17 protein-coding genes are annotated in these 18,480 nt (G+C 65.5%); 15 read left to right on the plus strand and 2 right to left on the minus strand.

The genetic code is table 11. The features are described from left to right. The first annotated feature begins 34 nt into the window (after positions 1-34). From KZZ07_RS13920 to KZZ07_RS13965, 10 genes are all read left to right on the plus strand, one after another. Positions 35-901: an ABC transporter permease gene (locus KZZ07_RS13920; RefSeq protein WP_219514890.1), complete on the plus strand. Its 867-nt coding sequence runs from the start codon at positions 35-37 to the stop codon at positions 899-901. After that, on the plus strand, positions 901-1,692 hold the full coding sequence (locus KZZ07_RS13925; protein WP_219514892.1) for an ABC transporter permease: 792 nt from the start codon (positions 901-903) through the stop codon (positions 1,690-1,692). Before KZZ07_RS13920 ends, KZZ07_RS13925 begins: the two co-directional genes overlap by 1 nt. A gap of 39 nt (positions 1,693-1,731) precedes the next feature. Beyond that, positions 1,732-2,880 carry an extracellular solute-binding protein gene (locus KZZ07_RS13930; RefSeq protein WP_255564346.1) on the plus strand — a complete coding sequence of 383 codons (1,149 nt, stop codon included), beginning with the start codon at positions 1,732-1,734 and terminating at the stop codon, positions 2,878-2,880. 69 nt (positions 2,881-2,949) lie between these two features. Then, positions 2,950-4,023, plus strand: coding sequence for an ABC transporter ATP-binding protein (locus KZZ07_RS13935; RefSeq protein WP_219514893.1), 1,074 nt, complete (start codon positions 2,950-2,952; stop codon positions 4,021-4,023). Positions 4,024-4,027: 4 nt separating this feature from the next. After that, positions 4,028-5,365, plus strand: coding sequence for an aminotransferase family protein (locus KZZ07_RS13940; RefSeq protein WP_219514894.1), 1,338 nt, complete (start codon positions 4,028-4,030; stop codon positions 5,363-5,365). 1 nt (position 5,366) lies between these two features. Further along, complete coding sequence (gene kce, locus KZZ07_RS13945; RefSeq protein ID WP_219514895.1) at positions 5,367-6,293, plus strand: 3,5-dioxohexanoate:acetyl-CoA acetone transferase; 927 nt, start codon at positions 5,367-5,369, stop codon at positions 6,291-6,293. Further along, a complete protein-coding gene (locus KZZ07_RS13950; protein WP_219514896.1) occupies positions 6,293-6,772 on the plus strand; it encodes a GNAT family N-acetyltransferase in 480 nt (159 codons plus the stop codon). The genes kce and KZZ07_RS13950 overlap by 1 nt, the downstream gene beginning before the upstream one ends. Continuing rightward, positions 6,769-7,794, plus strand: a complete 1,026-nt coding sequence (locus KZZ07_RS13955) for a histone deacetylase family protein (RefSeq protein WP_219514897.1) — start codon at positions 6,769-6,771, stop codon at positions 7,792-7,794. The genes KZZ07_RS13950 and KZZ07_RS13955 overlap by 4 nt, the downstream gene beginning before the upstream one ends. Further along, on the plus strand, positions 7,791-8,891 hold the full coding sequence (locus tag KZZ07_RS13960) for an NAD(P)/FAD-dependent oxidoreductase (RefSeq protein ID WP_219514898.1): 1,101 nt from the start codon (positions 7,791-7,793) through the stop codon (positions 8,889-8,891). The genes KZZ07_RS13955 and KZZ07_RS13960 overlap by 4 nt, the downstream gene beginning before the upstream one ends. Before the next feature lie 16 nt (positions 8,892-8,907). Then, positions 8,908-9,258 (plus strand): RidA family protein, encoded by a 351-nt coding sequence (locus tag KZZ07_RS13965; RefSeq protein WP_219514899.1) that lies wholly within the window; start codon positions 8,908-8,910, stop codon positions 9,256-9,258. On the opposite strand, the gene KZZ07_RS13970 is transcribed toward KZZ07_RS13965, so the two are convergent. Then, entirely contained in the window at positions 9,255-10,178 is a 924-nt protein-coding gene (locus KZZ07_RS13970; RefSeq protein WP_219514901.1) for a LysR family transcriptional regulator, read from the minus strand. The two genes, KZZ07_RS13965 and KZZ07_RS13970, sit on opposite strands and share 4 nt — an antisense overlap. 162 nt (positions 10,179-10,340) lie before the next feature. On the opposite strand from KZZ07_RS13970, the gene xdhA reads away from it, so the two are divergent. Genes xdhA through guaD form a run of 5 tightly spaced genes read left to right on the plus strand, consistent with a single transcriptional unit; the run spans position 10,341 to position 18,044 of the window. Then, complete coding sequence (gene xdhA, locus KZZ07_RS13975) at positions 10,341-11,804, plus strand: xanthine dehydrogenase small subunit (protein WP_219514909.1); 1,464 nt, start codon at positions 10,341-10,343, stop codon at positions 11,802-11,804. A gap of 14 nt (positions 11,805-11,818) precedes the next feature. Beyond that, positions 11,819-14,134, plus strand: a complete 2,316-nt coding sequence (gene xdhB, locus KZZ07_RS13980; protein WP_219514913.1) for a xanthine dehydrogenase molybdopterin binding subunit — start codon at positions 11,819-11,821, stop codon at positions 14,132-14,134. A gap of 4 nt (positions 14,135-14,138) precedes the next feature. Further along, positions 14,139-15,020, plus strand: a complete 882-nt coding sequence (gene xdhC / locus KZZ07_RS13985; protein WP_219514914.1) for a xanthine dehydrogenase accessory protein XdhC — start codon at positions 14,139-14,141, stop codon at positions 15,018-15,020. Between the two features lie 44 nt (positions 15,021-15,064). Further along, positions 15,065-16,666, plus strand: a complete 1,602-nt coding sequence (locus KZZ07_RS13990; RefSeq protein WP_219514915.1) for a xanthine/uracil/vitamin C permease — start codon at positions 15,065-15,067, stop codon at positions 16,664-16,666. Between the two features lie 52 nt (positions 16,667-16,718). Further along, a complete protein-coding gene (gene guaD / locus KZZ07_RS13995; RefSeq protein WP_219514916.1) occupies positions 16,719-18,044 on the plus strand; it encodes a guanine deaminase in 1,326 nt (441 codons plus the stop codon). A 7-nt stretch (positions 18,045-18,051) separates the two neighbouring features. On the opposite strand, the gene KZZ07_RS14000 is transcribed toward guaD, so the two are convergent. Then, a complete protein-coding gene (locus KZZ07_RS14000) occupies positions 18,052-18,474 on the minus strand; it encodes a phage tail protein (RefSeq protein ID WP_219514917.1) in 423 nt (140 codons plus the stop codon). Positions 18,475-18,480: the final 6 nt, after the last annotated feature.

The following is an 18,480-nucleotide window of genomic DNA, read 5'->3' on the forward strand; positions in this document are numbered from 1 at the left end:
TGGTTTTCTCAAGTCTCCAGACACGAGGAAACGCATGTCCGTCGAAGCCCGTGAGGCGCGCCAACCCTGGATCCTGCTGGCCCCGGCCATCAGCGCGGTCACGCTGCTGCTGCTGGTGCCGCTGATCTTTATCGTGGTTTACAGTTTCTGGCTGCGCACGGCCACCGGCGCCGACCAGGTCGGGTTCTACCTCGACAACTGGCAGGAGGCGCTGACCGACAGGTTTTACCGCGATATCCTGTTCAGCACCCTGCGCATCGCCGCCATCACCACGGTGGTCTGCGCGCTGATGGGCTATCCGGCGGCCTATTTCATCGCCCGCTCGCGCGGCAACAAGGTGATCCTGCTGCTGCTGCTGATGCTGCCCTTCTGGATCAGCTACATCATCCGCACGATGAGCTGGATCAACATCCTGGGCGTTTCGGGCGCGCTGAACACGCTGCTGATGAGCGTGGGCATCATCGGCGAACCGATCAACATGCTCTACAACGAGACCACGGTGATCCTGGGGCTGGTGCATTTCCTGCTGCCCTTCATGGTGCTGAACGTTTTTGTCAGTCTCGACGGGATCGACACCAACCTCGAGGACGCCGCCAATTCGTTGGGCGCAACCAAGTGGCAGTCGTTTATCCAGGTCACGCTGCCCCTGTCGCTTCCCGGACTGGCGGCAGGCGGCCTGCTTTGCTTCGTTCTGGGGGCGGGCACCTATATCACGCCGCTGGTGCTGGGCGGGCCGCGGGACGCGATGTTCGCCAACCTCGTCTTCGAGGCGATCATCACGCAGCTCAACTGGCCCCTTGGATCCGCGCTCAGCCTGATGCTGCTGGTCGTCCTCGGCGCGCTGGTCATGATCTACAACCGCTATCTGGGCATGGCACAACTGATGAAGGGGCTGGGCTGATGCGCTGGGGATGGCACCTGATCCGACTGTGGAGCCTGCTGGTCTACGGCTTCATGTTCCTGCCGGTGGCCGTGGTCGTGCTTCTGAGCTTCAACGCCAGCCAGTTCGGCAGCTTTCCGATGACGGGCTTTTCCTTCCGCTGGTTCGTGGAGCTCTGGAACAACGATGCCATCATGCGCGCCTTTCGCACCTCGATCGTGCTGGGCCTGCTGACGGCGGTGATCTCGACGACGCTGGGCGTTTTGGCCAGCCTCGCGCTGGTGCGCTACAAGGTGCCCGGCGCCAACGCGATCTCGACCCTGTTGATCGCGCCGATCCTCGTGCCCGAGGTGGTTCTGGCGGTGGCGTTGCTTCTGTTCCTCAACTTCCTCGGATTGCACAAGAGTTTCACTCTGCTGCTCTTCGGCCATGTGATCTTTACGCTGCCCTTCGTGATCCTTGTGGTGCAGGCCCGGCTGGTCTCGATCCGGCGCGACGTCGAAGAGGCGGCGATGAGCCTTGGCGCCAGCCCGGTCCAGACCTTTTTCCAGATCACCCTGCCGCTGATGCTGCCGGCGGTGCTGGCCGGCGCGCTCTTTGCCTTTACCATCAGCTTTGACGACATCACCGGCACGCTGTTCTGGAAACCCGGCGGGGTGGAAACCGTACCGACCCAGATCTTTGCCATGCTGCGCAATTCCATCAGCCCGGAAATCAATGCCCTTGGCACAGTCATGATTGTCATGACGGTCGGCCTGCCCCTGATCGGGGCGGCGATCGCACGGCAACTCGCCCGCAAGAGCGGCACCTAGAACCGCCTGCATAGTCCCATACCCGACAAGGAGATGAAGATGACACGCAAGATCGACGACACCACACGCTATGAGCGCCTGCGCGAGCGTTACATGAACGGGGGGCTGGACCGCCGCAGTTTCCTGGGCCTTCTGGGCGCGGCTGGGGCCGCCTATGGTCTGGTGACCCCCTACCGCGCGCTGGCGCAAAGCGTCAGCCAGGTGCGGTTCGATGGCTGGGGTGGCGTGGTCTCCGAGGCGCTGCGCGCCAATGCCTTTGATCCCTTCACCGCCAAGACCGGCATCGAGGTCGTCGATGGCACGTTCGGCGGCGGCGACGAGTACCTCAGCCGGGTCAAGGCCAGCCAGCCGGGCGAATACAACATCGCCCACCTGTCCGGCGTGTTCGACTATGCGCGCTATCACGGGCTGGGCCTGACCGCGACGCTGAACGAAAAGAATATCCCCAACCTGGAGTTCGTCATTCCCAAGCTGGTGGACGTGTTCCGCAACATCACCGACGGATCGCTCAGCTGTGTGCCCTACGACTATGGCACCACGGGTCTGGCCTATAACCGCAAGTACATCTCGGATGACGAGATGAAGGAAAAGGGCGCCAAGATCCTGATCGACGAGGCCCACAAGGGCAAGATCGGCGGCTGGTCCGACTGGCGCACGCGGATGTGGTATGCCTCGCTGCAGACCGGGCAGGACCCGAACGGCGTCACCGACGAAGAGGCCTGCTGGGATGCCGTGCGGCAGCACCGCGACCTGGCGCTGAAATACTGGGGCTCGGGCGCAGAACTGATGAGCCTTCTGGCGGAGGAGGAAATCCACGTCACCGAGGGCTGGTCCGGGCGTATCTACGCGCTGCAGGAACAGGGCCACGACATCGGCTACATGGACCCGCCCAACGGCTTTGGCTGGCAGGAATGCATGTTCGTCATCAAGGGCTTGCCGCTGGAGGCCTGCGAGGAACTGCTGAACTTCATGCTGGACCCGGCCACCTCGATCGCCGTGGCCGAGGGGCAGAGCTATCCGCCCGCGCTGGACCCGCAAAAGGTCGACCTGGGCGAAAAGATCCCCAAGCTGCCGGCCTTCGATCCCTCGGGCACGCTGTCCGGCCTGACCTTTGCCGATCCGGACTACTGGAACGGTCACGAGGCGGCCTGGTCCAAGACCTTCGGTCGTGTCCAGAAGGGCTACTGACCCCAATCCTACCTGCCCGCCCCGGCCGATGTGCCGGGGCGGGCACCCCTCTCTTGCAGGACCTTGCCCATGAGTACCGTCATCCTGGACAAAATCGTCAAGCGGTTCGGCACGTTTACTGCCGTGCATCCGACCAACCTGGAAATCCCCGAGGGCACTTTCCTGACGCTGCTCGGCCCTTCGGGCTGTGGCAAGACGACCAACCTGCGGATGATCGCCGGGCTGCTGGACCCGACCGAGGGCGAAATTCGCATCGGCGGCAAGAGCGTGAACAACGTGCCGATCCACAAGCGCAACCTCGGCATCGTCTTTCAGAACTACGCGCTGTTCCCGCACAAGAGCGTGGCCGACAACGTCGCCTTCGGCCTGAAATACCGGAATATCCCGTCGTCCGAGATCCCGGGCCGCGTGCAAAAGGCGCTGGACCTGGTGCAACTGCCCGACGTGGGCGACCGGTATCCCAAGGCGCTGTCCGGCGGCCAGCAACAGCGCATCGCGCTGGCGCGGGCCATCGTGATCGAACCGGACGTGTTGCTGCTGGACGAACCGCTGTCGGCGCTGGACGCCAATCTGCGCGAGGACATGCGGGTCGAGCTGAAACGCATCCAGGACCAGATCGGGGTCACGACCGTCTTTGTCACGCATGACCAGTCCGAGGCGCTGGCCATGTCCGACCAGATCGTCGTCATGAGCGCGGGCCGCGTCGAACAGGTCGGCACGCCGGAAGAGGTCTACAACCGCCCGGCCAGCGAATTCGTCGCCAATTTCCTGGGTGCCTCAAACATCATCGAAGGCAAGTGCACCGGCAAGGACGCCGAGACCGCGGCGCTGGACGTGCCGGTGTTCGGAAAGGTGCCCGTGCCCGCCGACAAGGCGCCGCATGTCAGCGAAGGCGCGGCCAAGCTGGTGCTGCGGGCGGAAAAGCTGCTCCTCATGCCCCAGGGCGCCGATACCACCGGCATGGTCACCTCCGAGGCGGTGGTCGAAACCGTCGACTACCAGGGCCAGACCGTGCGCTATTTCATTCGCGCCGGCGACCGCCAGTTCCAGGCGATCAACATGATCGACGGTCACCCCTTTGCCGAGGGCACGACGGTGACGGTCGGGTTCCGGCCCATCGACTGCGCCGGTTTGCCGGGGTGACGGGATGAGCAAGCTTTTCTACCAGGGCCGCGGTCGCAAGCCGGTGCTGGATCAGGCGCGCGGCGTCTACATGTGGGACAAGAACGGGCGCCGCTACCTTGACGGCTCGTCCGGCGCGATGGTCTGCAACATCGGTCATTCCAACGAACATGTGCTGGCCGCGATGCAGCGCCAGATGGAGAAATCGACCTTCGGCTACCGCCTGCACTTCGAAACCGAAGCCTCGGAGAACATGGCGGAGAAACTGGCCGAGAAGATGCCCGAGGGGCTGGACCGCGTGTTCTTCGTCTCGGGTGGGTCCGAGGCGGTGGAAAGCGCGATGAAACTGGCGCGGCAATATGCGCTGGCCATCGGTCAGGGCAGCCGCTGGAAGATCATTTCACGCACGCCCTCTTATCACGGCTGCACTTTGGGGGCGCTGGCGACCACCGGTTACACGACGCTGACCGCACCGTTTGAACCCATGATGCGGGTCATGCCCAAGGTGCCCGCGCCGCGTGCCTACCTCGACGGGCTGGACCCCGACGCCGAGGCGACGGGCAGGCACTATGCCGACATGCTGGCAGAGCGGATCGAGGATGAAGGGCCGGAGAGCGTGCTTGCCTTTCTCGTGGAACCGATCGGCGGCGCATCTACCGGGGCGCTGGTCTCTCCCCCGGGCTACCTCGAACGGGTCCGCGAGATCTGCGACGAATACGGTATCCTGATGATCCTTGACGAGGTCATGACCGGGGCGGGGCGCACAGGCGCCTTCCTCGGCGTCGATCACTGGGGCGTGCGGCCAGACATCGTGGTCCTGTCCAAGGGCATCGGGTCCGGCTATGCGCCCTTGGGCGCGATGGTGGCCGACAGGCGGCTGGTGGACCCCGTGCTGGACGCGGGCGGGTTTGCGCATGGGTTCACCTATGCCGGTAACCCGTTGGCCTGCGCCGCGGGCCTTGCCGTTCTGGAAGAGATCGACCGGCAGGACCTCAGCGCCAATGCCGCCGCGATGGGTGAGAAATTGCTGGCGCGGCTGGGTGGCCTGATGCAGCGGCACGAGATCATCGGCGACGTGCGCGGCAAGGGCCTGCTGACCGCCTTTGAGTTCATGTCGGACCGGGCCACCAAGGCGCCCTTGCCGAAACATCTGAACGCGCATCAGCGGTTCGTGGACATCGCCTATGAGCGCGGGCTGATCGTCTATTCGCGCCGCACCCGCGACGGGGTCGAGGGCGACCATATCCTTGTCTGCCCGCCGCTGATCCTGAACGAGGGGCACATTGACGAGATCATCGAGGGGCTGGATGAGTCCCTTGTCCAGTTCGCGCAGGAAATCGCGCCCGCGATGCAGGCCGGATGACATGAGCAAGATCCTCATCACCTGCGCCGTCACAGGCTCGATCCACACGCCGTCCATGTCGCCGCACCTGCCGGTGACGGCGGATCAGATCACCGAGCACGCCGTTGACGCGGCAGAGGCCGGGGCCTCGATCCTGCACCTGCACGCGCGCGATCCAGAGACCGGGCAGCCCTCTGCCGACCCGGAGCATTTCATGGCCTTCCTGCCGCGGATCAAGCAGGCGACGGGCGCGGTCCTGAACATCTCGACCGGCGGCAGCGCGGTGATGACGCTGGACCAGAGGCTGGCCGCGCCGAAACTGGCCGAACCGGAGATGTGCAGCCTCAACATGGGGTCGATGAATTTCGCGCTTTACCCGGCGGCGGCGCGCATCGACGCGTGGAAACACGATTGGGAACAGCCCTTTCTGGAAAACTCCGACGACCTGGTGTTCAAGAACACGCCGCGCGATATCGCGGGCATCCTGCAGACGATGGGTGCGGAGCGCGGCGCCCGGTTCGAGTTCGAGTGTTACGATCTGAGCCATCTCTACATGCTGCGCCATTTCGTGGACCGGGGCATGGTCGAACCGCCGTTTTTCATCCAGTTCGTCTTTGGCGTGCTGGGCGGCATGGGGCCGGACCCGGAAAACCTGACCCATATGAAGACCATCGCCGACAAGCTGTTCGGGCAGGACTACATGTTCTCGGTCCTGGCGGCCGGGCGGCACCAGATCCCGCTGACCAGCATGGCCGCCGCGATGGGCGGGCATGTGCGCGTCGGGCTGGAAGACAGCCTGATGATCGCGCGCGGTCAACTGGCCCGGACCAACGCCGAACAGGTGGTCAAGATCCGTCGGATCGTCGAGGACATGGGTCGCGAGGTCGCCAGACCCGAGGACGCGCGCCAGATGCTGGGGCTGAAGGGCGCGGACAGGACAGCGATCTGATGGGGGTGACGATCAGGACGGCGGGGCGCTCTGACGTGGAGCGGCTCGACTACGCGCTTGCCGCTCTGGCGCGGGATCTGGGCGATGCCTACAACGTCTCGCCCGGCGCGCTGGAACGCGCGGGCTGGGGCGAGGTGCCCGCCTTTCACGCCCAACTGGCCGAGGAGGAGGGGGCGCTGGCGGGGCTGGTGCTGTATTCGCCGGGCTTCTCCTCGGTGCGCGGCGGCTCGGGGCTTTATGTCTCGGACCTCTGGGTGGCGGGCGCACAGCGGTCCGGCGGGCTGGGGCGGCGCTTGCTGGCCGCGGCCTACGGCGATGCCGCGCAGGCTTGGGGGGCTTGCTTCCTGCGCCTGCAGGTCTATGACCGGACCCCTGCGGCGCGCCGTTTCTACGACCGGCTGGGCTTTGTCCCGGCCAAGGGTCACACCGATCTGTTCTTGGATGAGGCCGGATGCGCGGCCCTGGAAGGAGAGCGATGAAAGCCGTCTTCGACGACCGTCAATGGCGCCATGATCCCAAGCATTTCATGGCCAACGGGGCAATCATGCCCAACCCTGAACAACCGCGCCGGATCGAGGTGCTGAAGGCCGCCGCCGAAGAGGCCGGGTGCCGCTTTCAGCCGCCGCAGGACGCGGGTCTTGGCCCCATCGCGGCCGTGCACACGCCCGAATACCTGACCTTTCTCGAAAACATCTACAGCCGCTGGCGCCGGATCGAGGGCGCGGGCGAAGAGGTGATCCCCAACATCCACCCCGCCAGCCGGACAGACGGCTATCCGAAATCCGCTGTGGGGCAGGCCGGCTATCACCAGGCCGACACCGCCTGTCCCATCGCCGAAGGCACCTGGGAGGCGGCCTATTGGTCCGCGCAAAGCGCCATCACCGGGGCCGACCTGATCGCAGGCGAGGACCGCGCCGTTTATGCGCTGTCGCGGCCGCCGGGACACCATGCCTTTGCCGATCTGGCAGGGGGGTTCTGTTTCCTCAACAACTCCGGCATCGCCGCAGAACGGTTGCGGGCCAAGGGCTTTCGCCCTGCGATCCTCGACGTGGACGTGCACCACGGGAACGGCACGCAAGGCATGTTCTATGACCGTGACGACGTGCTGACCGTCTCGATCCATGCCGATCCGGCGCGGTTCTATCCGTTCTTCTGGGGCCACGCGCAGGAACGCGGCGCGGGGCGCGGCATGGGCTGCAACCTGAACCTGCCCTTGGCGCGCGGAACGGGGGACGCGGAATTCCTCAAGACGCTGGACACGGCGCTGCAGCGGGTGCGCAGCTTTGGCACCGATGCGCTGGTGGTGGCGCTGGGGCTGGATGCCTCGATCGACGATCCGTTCCAGGGGCTGGCCGTCACGCAGGACGGCTTTGCCCGCATCGGGGCTGCCATCGCCGCCACCGGCCTACCGGTGCTGTTTGTCCAGGAGGGCGGATACCTCTCTGACACTCTGGGCGCGAATCTGACCAAAACCCTGACCGGGTTTCAGGAGGGCGCGTGACCTCTTCGGACGTGATCGTGATCGGCGGCGGCATCGCCGGTGTCAGCGCGGGCGCGGAACTGGCCGCCGACATGTCGGTGACCGTGCTCGAAGGCGAAGGCCAGATCGGCTACCACTCGACGGGCCGGTCCGCCGCGATCTTTATCCGCAACTACGGCAACGCGACCCTGCGTGCGCTCAACGCCGTCTCTGCCGGGCTGATGGAACGGCCCGAGGGTGTCTCTGACAACAGCCTGCTGTCGCCGCGCGGCGAGATGATGCTGGCCACCGAAGACGAGCTGGCCACGCTGGAGGACTACTGTGCCGAGGCGCAGGGGCTGGAACGGCTGAGTGCCGCGCAGGCGGCGGAGCTGGTGCCGATCCTGCGCCCCGAGCTGATCGCCGCTGCGGTGATCGAATGGGACGCGCAGGACATCGACGTCGACCGGATGCTGAACGGATATGCACGGCTATTGCGGCGTCGCGGCGGTCGGATCGAGACCGGCGCGCAGGTGACGGAGATCCAGCGCGACGGCGGCCAATGGGTTGTCACCGCCGGCACGGAGGAGTACCGCGCGCCGCTGATCGTCAATGCCGCCGGGGCCTGGGCCGCGCAGGTTGCGACCCTTGCAGGTGTCCGCTCCATCCCGATGCACCCCTTGCGGCGTTCGGCGGCAATCCTGCCCGCGCCAGAGGCGCATGACGTCAGCCGCTGGCCGCTCTTCGTCTCGGCCTCGGAACAATGGTATGCCAAGCCCGAGGCAGGAAAGCTGATGGTCAGCCCCGCCGACGAGGACCCGGTGGAACCGCATGACGCATGGGTCGACGATATGGTGCTGGCCGAGGGACTCTACCGCTTTGAACAGGCCGTGACGATGCCCGTCACCCGCGTCGAACATACCTGGGCGGGTCTGCGCAGTTTCACGCCAGACCGGACGCCCGTTGTCGGGCGCGACCCGGACGAGCCGGGGTTCTTCTGGCTGGCGGGGCAGGGGGGCTATGGCGTGCAGACCGCGCCCGTCCTGTCGCGCGTGACCGCCGGGCTTGTCACCGACAAAGCCCCACCCGTTTCCGAAACCGTGATCGGGGCGCTGTCCCCGATGCGGTTCCATTCCTGACCCCAAGAGGCAAGACATGACAGAGATCACCCGAAGCCATACCGGCCCGCGCATGAGCCAGATCGTGACGCATGGCGAGACCATCTACCTGGCAGGCCAGGTCGGCACCGCGGGCGCCAGCGTCACCCAGCAGACGCTGGACTGCCTGGAAAAGATCGACGCGCTTCTGGCAGAGGCGGGGTCGGACAAGACGCGCATCCTGCAATGCGTGATCTGGCTGGCGGACATGGGCGATTTCGCCGAGATGAACGCGGTCTGGGACGCCTGGGTGCCAGAGGGTCACAGCCCCGCCCGTGCCTGTGGCGAGGCGAAACTGGCGACGCCGGACTACAAGGTCGAATTCATCGTCACCGCCGCAAAGGCCTAGTCCGGCAGCCTCTCTGATCCCGCAAGCAGCGCCTTGCTGCGGGTGACGACATGTTCGACGAACAGCCGGACCTTTGGGTCCTGCAATTTTTTGTGCGGGTAGAGACAGCCAAAGATCATCGGCAAGGGCGGCGTGTCGGGCAGGATCTCGACCAGCCGTCCTGAAGCCAGGTGATGGGCCACGTCGAACCTGGGCTTGTTGGCAATGCCGCGCCCGGCCAGCGCCCAGTCGGTCAGCACGTCGCCATCGTCGGCGTCGAACCGGCCCCGAACCTCCAGTTTCAGTGGATCCCCGGCGGTGTTGAGCGTCCAGAAATACTCTGGCGAGCGGGGGTAGCGCAGCAGCAGGCAGTTGTGGTTCTGGTTCAGCAGGTCCTCGGGCTGCATCGGGGTCCCCGCCGCGCGCAGGTACTCTGGCGAGGCACATAGAACGCGGGCGCAGTCGGCGATCTTGCGCAGCTTCATGTTGCTGTCCTGGGGCGCACCGATGAAAAACGCCACGTCCTGCCCGTCGGCCAGGATGTCGACCCGCCGGTCAGACAGGCGCATCCGCACCTCTGTCTCGGGGTAGGTATCGGTAAAGGCGGGCACCAGCGGCGCCACGATCCGGCGGCCGACGCCCAGCGGAGCAGTTACGCGCAGCGCCCCGCGCGGACTGTCGGAAAAACTGGCCACCCGTGCCTCGGCGGTTTCCAGCGCCTGCAGCACCCTGCGCGCCTCGTCGTAAAAGACGCGGCCAACCTCTGTCGGGGTGATCGAGCGGGTGGTCCGGTTGAACAGCCGCACGCCAAGATGGCGCTCCAGCTCCTTGATCCGTTTGCTGGCCACCGCCGGTGTCAGGCGCAGGTCGCGCCCTCCCGAGGTGATGCTGCCCAGCTCGGTGACGCGGACAAAGACTTGCAGGCTCTCGATGTAGGACATGGCGTTACCCCTGGGTAAGACCCCGTGCAGCCTTGCAGGTCCGTCATTGATTATCAACGTTTCGTTGAAAGTATTTGCCGGACGTGGATATTTTTCGAATGTAATCCAACCTGTACCCTTCCTGACAGCCCCGCAATCTTGCGAGTCTCCAGGGAGGAAATCATGCCGCACCGATCCGAGATCCGTTTCATTCTGAACGGCCGCGATGTGTCCGTCAGCGATGTCGGCGCCGACCGCACGCTGCTGGACTTTCTGCGGCTGGACCGCCGCCTGACCGGCACCAAGGAAGGCTGTGCAGAGGGCGACTGCGGCGCCTGTACGGTTCTGGTCGGGCGCCTGACGCGGGACGGCTTGCGCTATGATCCCGTGAATGCCTGTATCCGCTTTCTTGCCTCGCTCGACGGGTGTCACGTCGTGACGGTCGAACATCTGGCGGGCGCGGAGGGCGGGTTGCACCCGGTGCAACAGGCGATGGTCGACCACCACGGCAGCCAATGCGGGTTCTGCACGCCGGGCTTTGTCATGTCGCTCTATGCCTTCTGGATGGCGGTGCCCGAGCCGACGGAGGCACAGGTGGAAACCGCGCTACAGGGCAACCTGTGCCGCTGCACCGGCTATGCGCCGATCATCCGCGCCGCCGTTGCCATCAGCCGCTACGGCTCTCCCGCCGCCGATCCGATCAGCCGCGAGCGGGAAGAGATCACCGCGCGGCTGACGGCGATGCGCGACGGAAGCCGGGTCGACACCGGCCCCGAGGGCAACCGCGCGATCCTGCCCGCCGATGTGGACGATCTGGCGGCCTGCCTGCTGGAGCACCCGGGCGCGACCATCGTCGCCGGGGCCACGGATGTTGGCCTCTGGGTCACGAAATTCCTGCGGCCCATCGGTCCAGCGATCTTTACCGGCCATCTCGACGGGCTGAAGACGGTCGAGACGCGGGACGGCGCGCTGTGGATCGGGGCCGGGGCCAGCTATTCGGAATGCCAGGATATGCTGACCGGCGCCTTTCCGCATATGGCCCCCTACTGGGACCGGATCGCCGGTTGGCAGGTGCGCAACATGGGCACGGTTGGCGGCAATATCGCCAATGGTTCTCCGATTGGGGACACGCCGCCGGTGCTGATCGCGCTGGGGGCAGAGATCACCCTGCGCAAAGGAGATACCCGTCGCGTGCTGCCCCTGCAGGACTTCTTTGTCGACTACGGCAAGCAGGACCGGCAGGCGGGCGAATTCGTCGAGACGATCCGCGTGCCGCTGTCGCAACCCGGCCAGCGCCACGCCGCCTACAAGATCTCCAAGCGGCGGGACGAGGATATCTCCTCACTGGCGGCGGGCATCCGCGTGACGGTCGCGGAGGGCCGGATCACCGATTGCCGGATCGCCTTTGGCGGCATGGCGGCGACGCCGAAACGCGCCGCGACTGCCGAACGCGCCTTGCTGGGGCAGGCCTGGTCCGAACAGGCCTTTGCCGATGCCGCCGCCGCGCTGGCGCAGGATTTCACACCGCTGAGCGACTGGCGCGCCTCCTCCGACTACCGCAGCCTGTCGGCGCGCAACCTGTTGCGCCGGTTCTTCCTTGAAAACGACGCGGCGACGGACGCGCCCGTGCAACTGGCCACCGCCTGAGAAGGGATAGACCGATGAAAGACAATGTGACCATCACCGGCGCCGTGCATCAGGACCGCATCCATGACAGCGCCACCAAGCACGTCACCGGACGTGCCGACTATACCGACGACATCGCCCTGCCCGAGGGCGCGCTGCATGCCTACCTGGGTGTCTCGGACGTGGCCCATGCCACGTTGAAGGGGATCGACCTGACCGCCGTCCGCTCTGCGCCCGGCGTCATAGGTGTGCTGACCGCCGAGGATATTCCCGGCGTCAATGACGTCAGCCCCACGGGCCGCAATGACGAGCCAGTCTTTCCCACGGAGAAGATCGAGTTCCACGGCCAGCCGCTGTTTGCGGTGATCGCGGACACCCGCGATGCGGCGCGCCGCGCGGCGACGCTGGCCCAGGTTGACTGCGAGGTTCTGCCCCATGCGCTGGACCCGCAGGCGGCCATCGCCGCGGGCTATCCCCATGTCACCCCACCGCTGAAGCTGGAACGCGGTGACGTGGAGGCTGGGCGCAAAGGGGCCGCCAACCGGATCACCGGCCGGATGCAGGTCGGCGGACAGGACCACATGTACCTCGAAGGCCATATCGCCTGCGCCATCCCCGGCGAGGACGACGACGTTCAGGTGCATTGCTCGACACAGCACCCGTCTGAGGCGCAGCACATGGTGGCGCATGTCCTTGGCGTGCCGTCGAATGCCGTCACGGTGAACGTACGGCGCATGGGCGGCGGGTTCGGCGGCAAGGAAAGCCAGATGAACCTCTTCTGTGCCGTCGCCGCCGTGGCCGCCAAGAAATGGAACCGCGCGGTCAAGATCCGCCCCGACCGCGACCAGGACATGACCGCGACGGGCAAGCGGCATGACTTCGTGATCGATTACGATGTCAGCTTTGACGACACCGGCAAGATCGAGGCCGTCGAAGGCAGCTTTGCTGCGCGTTGCGGCTATTCCTCGGACCTGTCGGGGCCGGTCACGGACCGGGCGCTGTTCCACGCGGACAATGCCTATTTTTATCCCAACGTGCGCCTGACCTCGCGCCCGATGAAGACGAACACCGTCTCCAACACCGCCTTTCGTGGTTTTGGCGGGCCGCAGGGCGTGATCGCGGCCGAACGGATCATCGAGGAAATCGCCTATGCCACTGGGCAGGATCCGCTGGATGTGCGCAAGGCCAATTTCTACGGCGAGGGCCGCGACCTGACCCCCTACTATCAAGAGGTCGAGGACAATATCCTTGACCGCTTGGTGGGTGAACTGGAGGGCAGCGCGGAATACCGCCAACGCCGAGCCGCGATCATCGAGCACAACCGGACCTCACCGGTGCTGAAAAAGGGCATTGCGCTCACGCCGGTGAAATTCGGCATCTCCTTTACCGCGACCTGGTACAATCAGGCGGGCGCCCTGGTGCATGTCTACAACGACGGTTCCATCCACCTGAACCACGGCGGGACCGAGATGGGGCAAGGCCTCAACACCAAGGTGGCGCAGGTCGTGGCCAACGCCTTTCAGGTCGACTTCGAGCGCATCAAGATCACCAAGACCACGACCGAGAAGGTGCCCAACACCTCGGCCACCGCGGCCTCTTCGGGGTCGGATCTGAACGGCATGGCGGCGCTGAACGCGGTCGAGCAGATCAAGGCGCGGCTGGTGGAGTTCGCCGCCGGGAAATGGGGCGTCGCCCCCGAGGCCGTCCGGTTCCTTGCCAACCAGGTGCACATCGGCGACGAGGTCCTGCCCTTCGACACGTTCATCAAGGCCGCCTACATGGCCCGGGTGCAACTGTCGGCGGCGGGGTTCTACAAGACGCCCAAGATCCACTGGGATCGGGACAAGGGGCAGGGTCGTCCGTTTTACTACTTTGCCTATGGCGCTTCGTGTTCCGAGGTCACCATCGACACGCTGACCGGCGAATACCGGGTCGAGCGCACCGACATCCTGCATGACGTGGGCCGCTCTCTGAACCCGGTGCTGGACAGGGGGCAGGTCGAAGGCGCCTTCGTGCAGGGGATGGGCTGGCTGACCAGTGAGGAACTCTGGTGGGACGACGCGGGACGCCTGCGCACGCATGCGCCCTCGACCTACAAGATCCCGCTGGCCTCGGACCGGCCGGGCGTCTTCAACGTGAACCTGGCCGACTGGTCGGAGAACCGGGAACTGACGATCAAGCGGTCCAAGGCCGTGGGGGAGCCGCCTTTCATGCTGGGCATTTCGGTGTTCGAGGCGCTGTCGATGGCGGTGGCCTCGGTCGCGGATTACCGGGTCTGCCCGCGTCTGGATGCGCCCGCCACGCCGGAACGCGTGCTGATGGCCGTCACGCGTCTGCAGGCCGGGGGCTGAGCCGATGGCCCCCGCAGTCAGGTCATTGGCGGAGTTCCTCGGCACGGAAAAGGCGGTTGTCCGCGTCGAGCTGAGCCGTGTGCGCGGCTCTTCCCCGCGCGGGGAGGGGACAGAGATGTTTGTCGCCGCCTCGGGCCTCTGGGGCACCATCGGGGGTGGGCAACTGGAGTACCGCGCGATCGAGAGCGCCCGCGAGATGCTGCGCGACGGGGATTTGAGCCAGTCGCTGGACCTGCCGCTGGGCCCCGAGATCGGCCAATGCTGTGGCGGACGGGTCGAGATGGCGCTGACGCGGATGCGGGGTTCGGACATGCGGGCGGCGATCCGGCGCGAAACCCAAACCGCTGAAACCCGCCCTCATGTCTACGTTCTGGGCGCCGGTCACGTGGGCCGGGCGCTGGCCGACCAGTTGCAGCACCTGCCGGTCAACTGCATCGTGATCGACACGCGGCCCGAGGAAATCGCCCTGTGCTCGGCGGACGTGGACAAACGTGTCCGCGCGATCCCGGAAATCGACATCATGACCGCCCCGGCGGGCAGCGCCTTTATAGTGCTGACCCATGATCACGCGCTGGATTTCCTGCTGACCTCCGCCGCGCTGGAACGGGGCGATGCGGGTTATGTCGGCATGATCGGCTCGGCCACAAAGCGGGTGAAATTCAAGAACTGGATGCGCCGGAACTGCGATGGCGGCGACATCGACACACTGATTTGCCCCATCGGGGCAAGCGGCAGCCGCGACAAGCGGCCCAGCCTGATCGCGGCCTTTGTCGTGGCCGAAGTCATGGCTGAATTGACCTCTGAACCTGCCGCAGCCGGCCCAAGGGAGACGGGGACACCACCCCGGTCGGGCCATCACCAAGACCAGAGAGGAATGTGGGCCTGATCCCTCGGGCCCTGGGACTGGTCATATCGGAGGAGGAGACCGTCATGGACGGTGCAAGTTACTCTTACAGGCTGTTTTCACGCAGCGATTTCAGCGCCTTCTGGGCGCTGTTCACCGACAACCTCGTGAACCTTCTGATCCTGTCCGGGGTCTGCCAGTTCGTGTTCCAGATGCCGCCAGAGATCGTCTATGGCCGCATCGTGCCGGGCGCGGCGGTTGCCATTCTGGCGGGGGTTGCGGTCTATACATTCATGGCGAAATGGGCGGCGACGCGGCAGGGGCGCGACGTGACCGCGCTGCCTTACGGCATCTCCACCCCGGTGATGTTCGTCTATCTCTTTGGCGTCATCGGCCCGATCTACTGGGCGACGCAGGATCCGCTGCTGGCCTGGCAGGTGGGCATCGGCGCGGGTTTCATGGGCGGCATCGTCGCGGCGCTGGGCGCCCTCGTCGGGCCCTACCTGAAACGCATCACGCCGCGCGCGGGCATGCTGGGCACGCTCTGCGGGATCGCGCTGGTGTTCATCGGGTCGGTGCCGCTGGCCGAGATATTTGAAAACCCGATCATCGGCTTTACCTCGCTGCTGTTCATCCTCTGGGGGCTGATCGGGCGGTTCCGCCTGCCGGGCAACGTGCCTGCGGGCCTGGTGGCCATCGGCGCGGGCACCGTGATCGCCATCGTCCTGGGCGAGGCGAAATTCGATTTCTCCGGCGTTGGGGCCTATCCGCCGGTGCCTTACATCGGCGACATGATCGCGGGCGTTCAATACCTCTTTGCCAACCCGGAGCTGTTCCTGGTGCTGATCCCGGTGCAGATCTACAATTTCATCGAGACGATGAACAACGTCGAAAGTGCAGAAGCCGCCGGTGACAGCTATCCCGTGGGCCTGTGCCAGGTGACGGACGGCGCCGGAACCATGATCGGCGCCATCTTCGGCTCGCCCTTTCCGACCACCGTCTACATCGGCCATCCCGCCTACAAGCGGCTGGATGCCCACGCGGGCTATATCGTCGGGGTCGCCGTGGTGATCGCTGCCGCCGCCTTCCTTGGGTTCCTGTCCTTCCTGGCCGGGCTGATCCCGATTGCCGCCGCCGCGCCGGTGTTGGTCTTTGTCTCGGTCAGCCTGATCACCAACACCGCCTGGTCGATCAAGCCGATGCATATGGCCGCCGTGTCCTTTGCCATCCTGCCGCATATCTCGGAGTTCCTGATGGTCAAATGGGGCTCACTCATGAACGCGCTGCGCAGTTCCGGGGTCGAGGGGCTGCCCACGTTGGGCGATGCCAACCTGACCGCCGCCTTGCTGATGGAGGGCGCGCATTACGAGGGGCACCTTGCGCTCAGCCAGGGGGCGATCCTGACCGGGCTGATCTGGGGCGCCATCGTGGCCGACGTGATCGACGGGAGGTTCCGCATGGCCGGTGGTTTTGCGCTGGCGGCTGCGGCCATGTCCTCGCTGGGGATCATCCATGCGCCGACCCTTCAGATGCCACAGTTCGACGGCATCACCGTCGGCTACCTCATCATCGGGGCCTTCCTGCATCTCTACCCGCTGGTCGCTCCAAAAGAGGATCTCGAAGAGCGTGTGATCGTTCCGGATGAGCCGGACATGATGGATGACATCCCGCCCGCGCAACGGGCCTGACACCCGCCGGGGCGGCCCATGCGCCGCCCCCGCCAACAACAAGAGACACCTCATGACAGAGACACTTCTGCGCGGCCGCATCCTGAGCTTTCACCGCGCTCCGTCGGATGGCGTAGATACCGGCGCCTATACCTACATCGAAGACGGCGCCCTGCTTCTGAATGACGGGATGATCGTTCAGCGCGGTACGTTTGACGAGGTGGCGCGCGTCGCCCCCGGCGTGCCCGTGACAGATCATCGCCCGCACCTGCTGATGGCCGGGTTCATCGACACGCATATCCATTTCCCGCAGGTACAGGTGATTGCCTCCTGGGGCGCGCAACTGCTGGACTGGCTGAACAGCTACACTTTCCCCGAGGAAACGAGGTTTGCGGATGAGGCGCACGCAACGCGCATGGCGACGGCCTTCATGGATCAATTGGTGGCGCATGGCACCACCAGCGCCGTGGCCTTCTGCTCGGTGCACTCGACTTCCGTCGATGCCTATTTCACAGAGGCCACCCGCCGGAACATGCGGATGCTGGGCGGCAAGGTGCTGATGGACCGCAACGCGCCGGACGGTCTGCGCGACACGCCGCAATCAGGCTATGACGACAGCGCCGCACTGATCGGCAAATGGCACGGCAAGAGGCGCTGCGACTACGTGATCTCACCGCGTTTCGCCATCACCTCGACGCCCGAACAGATGGAGATGGCGCAGGCTTTGGCGCAGGAAAACCCGACCTGCCCGATCCAGACTCACCTGTCGGAAAACCGCGATGAGATCGCCTATACGCTGGAGTTGTATCCGCAGGCGCGCGATTACCTGGACGTTTACCAGTCTTACGGCTTGCTGCGCGGGAACAGCCTGCTGGGCCACGCCATCCACCTGGAACCGCGCGAAGTCGACGTGCTGGCAGAGACCGGTGCGCATCCGGTGTTCTGCCCGACCTCCAACCTTTTCCTTGGCTCCGGCCTCTTCGATCACGGCGGGCTGTCGGCGCGCGGGATCAGCAGCGGGATCGCCACGGACGTCGGCGCGGGCACCAGCTATTCCATGCTGCAGACCCTGAACGAGGGCTACAAGGTGCTGCAATTGCAGGGCCAGGCTCTGCACCCGTTCCAGGCTTTCGACTGGGCGACACGCGGCAATGCCGAGGTGCTGGGGCTGGCGGACAGGATCGGCACGCTGGAGCCGGGGACCGAAGCGGACATCGTGGTGCTGAACGCCTGCGCGACTGGTGCGATGGCGCTGCGCATGGAGCGCGCCGAGACGCTGGCCGAAGAACTGTTCATTCTTCAGGTCATGGGTGACGACCGGGCGGTCGAAGAGGTCTATGTCGCCGGGCAGGCCAGCAAGACCGTGAGCGCGTCGTCGGCCCGTGTGGCGGCCGCCTGATCCCGGATCAGGCGCGTTCCAGCCGGTCGTAGACCAGCGTCAGGGCCTCAAAGGCGATCTTGTCCTCTTGTGCCTCCAATGGGGCCGCACGGAAACCAGAAGGCCAAGCCTCGTATAAGATCCAGCGGGCGGCCTCTGTCTGGCCGTCGTTGGCGTATAAGGTGACAGAGGCGGTGCGACGGGAGATGGTGCCCGCCACCGATGCGTTGCACCAATCCCAAAGCCCGCTGTGCGATGACACTCCATACCGAAGGGTCACGGGAGAGACCTGGGCGGTGCCCGGCAGATGCCGCACGGGTCCACGGCCGCCCTCTCGATAGGCGATTGTGTCGATATGCGCGCTCAGGCCCTCGATGCTCTGGAAGCGGGCGGCCGCTTCTCCGTCAAGATGCAGGGCAAAGGCGTAGGCAAGGCCCGGATCGCCATTCATCGCTCA

The sequence above is a fragment of the Mameliella sp. CS4 genome (assembly GCF_019392335.1).
Lineage (GTDB): Bacteria > Pseudomonadota > Alphaproteobacteria > Rhodobacterales > Rhodobacteraceae > Antarctobacter.

Excerpts from the sequence above, each read along its gene's own strand:
- KZZ07_RS13965 (WP_219514899.1), top strand. The coding sequence starts at position 8,908 with ATGACAGAGATCACCCGAAGCCATACCGGCCCGCGCATGAGCCAGATC.
- KZZ07_RS13920 (WP_219514890.1), top strand. The coding sequence starts at position 35 with ATGTCCGTCGAAGCCCGTGAGGCGCGCCAACCCTGGATCCTGCTGGCC.
- xdhB (WP_219514913.1), top strand. The coding sequence starts at position 11,819 with ATGAAAGACAATGTGACCATCACCGGCGCCGTGCATCAGGACCGCATC.
- KZZ07_RS13970 (WP_219514901.1), bottom strand. The coding sequence starts at position 10,178 with ATGTCCTACATCGAGAGCCTGCAAGTCTTTGTCCGCGTCACCGAGCTG.
- KZZ07_RS13950 (WP_219514896.1), top strand. The coding sequence starts at position 6,293 with ATGGGGGTGACGATCAGGACGGCGGGGCGCTCTGACGTGGAGCGGCTC.
- KZZ07_RS13935 (WP_219514893.1), top strand. The coding sequence starts at position 2,950 with ATGAGTACCGTCATCCTGGACAAAATCGTCAAGCGGTTCGGCACGTTT.
- KZZ07_RS13940 (WP_219514894.1), top strand. The coding sequence starts at position 4,028 with ATGAGCAAGCTTTTCTACCAGGGCCGCGGTCGCAAGCCGGTGCTGGAT.
- kce (WP_219514895.1), top strand. The coding sequence starts at position 5,367 with ATGAGCAAGATCCTCATCACCTGCGCCGTCACAGGCTCGATCCACACG.
- xdhC (WP_219514914.1), top strand. The coding sequence starts at position 14,139 with ATGGCCCCCGCAGTCAGGTCATTGGCGGAGTTCCTCGGCACGGAAAAG.
- KZZ07_RS13930 (WP_255564346.1), top strand. The coding sequence starts at position 1,732 with ATGACACGCAAGATCGACGACACCACACGCTATGAGCGCCTGCGCGAG.
- KZZ07_RS13925 (WP_219514892.1), top strand. The coding sequence starts at position 901 with ATGCGCTGGGGATGGCACCTGATCCGACTGTGGAGCCTGCTGGTCTAC.
- guaD (WP_219514916.1), top strand. The coding sequence starts at position 16,719 with ATGACAGAGACACTTCTGCGCGGCCGCATCCTGAGCTTTCACCGCGCT.
- KZZ07_RS13955 (WP_219514897.1), top strand. The coding sequence starts at position 6,769 with ATGAAAGCCGTCTTCGACGACCGTCAATGGCGCCATGATCCCAAGCAT.
- xdhA (WP_219514909.1), top strand. The coding sequence starts at position 10,341 with ATGCCGCACCGATCCGAGATCCGTTTCATTCTGAACGGCCGCGATGTG.
- KZZ07_RS13990 (WP_219514915.1), top strand. The coding sequence starts at position 15,065 with ATGGACGGTGCAAGTTACTCTTACAGGCTGTTTTCACGCAGCGATTTC.
- KZZ07_RS14000 (WP_219514917.1), bottom strand. The coding sequence starts at position 18,474 with ATGAATGGCGATCCGGGCCTTGCCTACGCCTTTGCCCTGCATCTTGAC.